The organism is Streptomyces longispororuber (genome assembly GCF_014656095.1).
Lineage (GTDB): Bacteria > Actinomycetota > Actinomycetes > Streptomycetales > Streptomycetaceae > Streptomyces > Streptomyces longispororuber.
Window position 1 is genome coordinate 1 of sequence record NZ_BNBT01000278.1, and the last position, 4,469, is coordinate 4,469.

At 77.6% G+C, this 4,469-nt stretch carries 3 protein-coding genes; 2 read left to right on the forward strand and 1 reads right to left on the reverse strand.

The genetic code is table 11. The features are described from left to right. A partial coding sequence (locus tag IE330_RS37810) for an AfsR/SARP family transcriptional regulator (protein WP_190140712.1) occupies positions 1 to 3,126 on the reverse strand: 3,126 nt, incomplete at its 3' end. A gap of 156 nt (positions 3,127 to 3,282) precedes the next feature. Between IE330_RS37810 and IE330_RS37815 the strand changes: the two genes are divergently transcribed. Both IE330_RS37815 and IE330_RS40120 read left to right on the forward strand, forming a co-directional pair. Then, positions 3,283 to 4,248: an NAD(P)-dependent oxidoreductase gene (locus IE330_RS37815; protein ID WP_190140713.1), complete on the forward strand. Its 966-nt coding sequence runs from the start codon at positions 3,283 to 3,285 to the stop codon at positions 4,246 to 4,248. Positions 4,249 to 4,374: 126 nt separating this feature from the next. Further along, a partial coding sequence (locus IE330_RS40120) for a hypothetical protein (protein WP_190140714.1) occupies positions 4,375 to 4,469 on the forward strand: 95 nt, incomplete at its 3' end.

Sequence of the window (4,469 nt, forward strand, 5' to 3'; positions counted from 1 at the left end):
GGCGGCCTCCGCCCCGGCAAGGCCCTCCAGGGCGAGCGCCAGCGCCCGCGGGTCGCCGAGGCCCCGCGCCACCTCGAACCCCTCCGCGTGCCACGCCCGGGCCGCCTCCGCGTCGCCGCGCAGCTCCGCCGTGAAGCCCAGCTCGGCGAGCGCGAGCGTCACGCCGGGGCCGTAGTCGGCCTTGCGGAACCACGCCAGGAGCTCGCGCATGTGCCGCTCGGCGCCGTCCAGGTCGCCCTCCCTGCGCGCCCCGAGGCCGAGGCCGATCAGGGCGTCGACCTCGCCCGAGCGGAAGCTGTGGTCGCGCGCCAGCCTCAGGGCCCGCTCGTGCGCGCTCCGGGCCCCCGCCGTGTCGCCCGTGAGCAGCGCGATCCGGCCGAGCCCCGACAGCCGCTTGGAGGCCTCCGCCCACAGGCCGAGCCCTTCCGCGATGGCGAGCCCCTCGCGGTGCAGCCGGGCGGCCTCGGCGTAGTCGCCCGCGATCTCGCTGAGCGTGGCCAGCGGGAACACCGTCTGCAACTGCCCCCAGCCGTCGCCCAGTCGGCGGAAGAGCCGCGCGCTGCGCTCGCTGTCCCGCCGGACCGCTTCCAGGTCGCCGTGCGCCATGGCGTGGCGCGCCCGCACGCTGAGCGCCGCCGCCGTGCCCCAGTCGTCACCCAGCGCGGCGAAGGCGTCCAGGGCCTCGTTCACCAGGCTCTCCCCGGTGCGTACGGCGCCCGCGCCGAGCTGCGCGGAGCCCAGGACCCACAGGGCGGTGGCGCGGCCCGCGGGGTCGTCGACCCCGGTGAATCCGGCCAGCGCCGCGCGGAGCAGCGGGTCACCGCCGGGCGCGTCCGCGCCGTCCGCGCCGTCCGCGCCGTTCCCGGGGCAGGCGTCGGCCCACGCGTCCTCGCCCTCGCGCAGGGCGATGCCGGCGCGCCAGGCCAGCGCGAGCGCCCGCGCCGCGCGGGTGGCGTCCGGCAGCCCCGCCGGGCCGGGCACCCGGGCCAGCGCCGCGTCCAGCGACCGGCGGGCCTCGGCGGTGCGGCCCCGCAGCACCCGGTACCAGGCCAGCGCGTTCGTCATCCGCAGCGCCCGGTCCGCGTTCCCGCGCTCGACCGCGGTGTCCAGGGCGCGGCGCAGGTTGCCGCTCTCCTCGTCGAGCCGTTCCAGCCACTCCCGCTGCCGCGGGCCGCGCAGCGCAGCGCCTCCGCGCTCGGCCAGCGCCGCGTAGTGGGCGCTGTGCCGCTCGCGCACGTCCGTCAACTCGCCCGCCGCGCGGAGCTGTTCCACGCCGTACTCCCGTACGGACTCCAGGACGCAGTACCGCGGTCCGTCCGGCCGGTCCGCGGCCACCACCACCAGCGAACGGTCCACGAGCCGTGCCAGCAGGTCGAGCACGTCCTCGCCGCGCACGGACCCGCCCGCGCCCACGGCCCGCGCCGCGTCCAGGCCGCAGCCCTCGTGCACGGCGAGCCGGCGCAGCACCGTCCGCTCGGGCCCGCTCAGGAGCGACCAGCTCCAGTCGATGACCGCGCGCAGCGTGCGCTGGCGGGCGGGGGCGCCGCGCAGGCCGCGGCCGAGCAGCGCGAACCGGTCGTCGATGCGGGCGAGCAGGCCGTGCACGCCCATCGTGCGGACCCGGGACGCCGCGAGTTCGAGGGCGAGCGGGAGCCCGTCGAGCCGGACGCACAGCTCCGCGACGGCCTCCGCGTCGTCCCCGCCGAGCGCCGCCGCGCCGGTGCCGAGCCCGGCGCGCCGCGCGAACAGCTCCATGGCCCCGGCCAGCTCCAGCGGCGGCACCGGCCACAGCCGCTCGCCGCTCACGTCGAGGGGCTCCTGGCTGGTGGCGAGCACGGTGAGGCCGGGCACGTCCCGCAGCAGGGCCGCCACCGCCTCGGCCGCGGCGTCCACCACGTGCTCGCAGTTGTCGAGCACGAGCAGCAGCCGCCGCGAGGCCAGGGCGTGCGCCAGCCGGGCCACGGCGTCCCCGCCCGCGCCCGCCCGCGGCTCCTCGTGGAGGCCGAGCACCCGCGTCACGGCCTCCGCGACGGCCTCCGGCCCCGGGGCGCGCCCCGCGTCGACGCCCGCGTCGATCCCCGCCAGTTCGACGAGCCACGCCCCGTCGGGGAAGTCGGCGGCGGCACCGCGCGCCGCCGCCACGGCGAGCCGCGTCTTGCCCACACCGCCGGGGCCGGTGAGCGTCACCAGGCGGCCCTCGCCCAGGAGCCGGCGTACGGCGGGGACGGCGTCGTCGCGGCCGACGAGGCCGGAGACGGGGGCGGGGAGGTTGCTGCGGACCTTGGCGGCGGGCCCGGGCGGCTGGCCCCCGGCCGACGGGCCCCTGGGCGGTGCGTCCGCGGCCCCCGTGGGTCCACCCGCAGCGCCCGATGGCCCGTCCAGCGCCGGGTCCTGTCGCAGGATCGCCCCGTGCAGCGCCACGAGGTCCGCCCCGGGCTCCAGGCCCAGGTCGTCGGCGAGGCGGCGCCGCAGGTCCTCGTACGCCTCCAGGGCCTCGGTCTGCCGCCCGGAGCGGTACAGGGCGCGCATCTGTGCCGCGCGCAGCCGCTCCCGCAGCGGATGGCGTACGACCATGTCGGCCAGGTCCGCAGCCAGGGGGCCGGGCCCGCCCGACTCCAGGCGCGCCTCCGCTTGCTCCTCCCACGCGGTGAGCCGCGCCTCGGTCAGCCGCTCCACGGCGCCGCGCGCGAACGGCTCCCCCGCGAAGTCGGCGAACGCCTCACCGCGCCACAGCTCCAGGGCCTCGGCGAGGAGCCGTACCCGCTCCCGTGGCGCGTCCGTGCCGCGCGCCCGCTCCAGCAGCGCCGTGAACCGCGCGGCGTCCACCGCGTCGGGGAGGATCCGCAGCGCGTACCCCGCGGGCCCCGAGGCCACCAGCTCCCGGCCGCCCGGCTCACCCCGCTCCAGGGCGCGGCGCAACTGGGACACCTTGCCCTGCAGGGCGTTGCCGGGGTGTTCGGGGAGCTCCTCGCCCCACAGCCCGTCGACGAGCCGCTCGACGGACACCGGGCGCCCCGGGTGCACCAGCAACTGGGCCAGCAGCGCCCGGACCTTGGCACCGGGCACGGCGACGACCGCACCGTCCGCCGTCCACACCGTCAGCGGACCGAGCACCCCGAATCGCATGCCGCCGACGATAACCCGCCAGGTGAACGACCTCTGCGCCCCCACGGCACCGGACCGACAGCGAACCGGCAGCCGACCGACAGCGCCCGCCCGCAAGGTGATGACCACAGGCCGCGAGCACCGAACGCCCGGCCCCTCACCACGGAGTACACAACGATGAGCACCGGTACGAACGAGAACGCGGGCACGAACCAGAACACCGGCACGAACGAGAACGCGGGTACGAAGGCGGACGTCGGCAGGGGCACGACCGAGCCCGGCCCCACGCCCACGACGGTCACCGTCATCGGCCTCGGCAACCTCGGCCAGGTCCTCGCCCGCGCCTTCCTCGACCAGGGGCACAAGGTCACCGTCTGGAACCGCTCGCCGGGCAAGGTCGACGAACTCGTCGCCCTGGGTGCGGCCTTGGCGCCCACCCCGGCCGCCGCCGTCGCGGCGAGCGACCTGGTCGTCGTCTGCGTCCTCGACTACACCACCGTCCGCGACCTGCTCACGCCGGTCGGCGGCGCCCTCGCGGGCCGCACCGTCGTCAACCTCACCTCCGGCACCCCGGGCCCGGCCCGCGACCTCGCCGCCTGGGTCACCGAGCAGGGCGCGGCCTACGTGGACGGCGCGGTGTACGCCATTCCGCAGACCATCGGCACCCCGGAGGCCTTCGTCCTGTACAGCGGCGACGCCGAGGCCTTCGCGCGGTACGAGGCGCTGCTCGCCCCGCTCGGGTCGCCGGTGTTCGCCGGCGCCGACGCCGGGCTCGCGCCCGTGCACGACGTGGCGCTGCTCAGCGGCATGTACGGGATGTTCGCGGGCTTCTTCCAGACGGTGGCCGTGGCCCGCTCGGCCGGGATCGCGGCGGGCGACGTCACCGGCCTCCTCGTCCGCTGGCTGACGGAGGCCCTGGCCGCGCTGCCCGGCTTCGCCGCCGAGATCGACGCGGGCGACTACCGCACGGACACGTCGAACATCGACATCAACGCCGTCGGCCTCGCCAACATCCTCACCGCTACGCGCGAGTTGGGCGTGGGCGTCGATCTGCTCCAGCCGCTGCACGAGGTGTTCCAGCGGCAACTGGCCGAGGGGCACGGCAGCGAGAGCATGGCCCGTGCCGTCGAGTCGCTGCGGTAGCGCGGGCCCCGGTCCGGGGCGGGGCGCCGGTGGAGCGCCCCGCCCCGGCCTGGCCGTCTGGCATCCTGAGCGCTGAGCGGCGAGTTGATCAGGGGGCAGCCGTCGCCCCCGCGGGGGACGAGACACATGGCACGCGGCAGGCTACGGATCTATCTCGGTGCGGCACCGGGTGTGGGCAAGACGTATGCGATGTTGTCCGAGGCGCACCGGCGGGTGGAGCG

Coding starts and splice junctions, on each gene's coding strand:
- IE330_RS37815 (WP_190140713.1), top strand. CDS start 3,283: ATGAGCACCGGTACGAACGAGAACGCGGGCACGAACCAGAACACCGGC.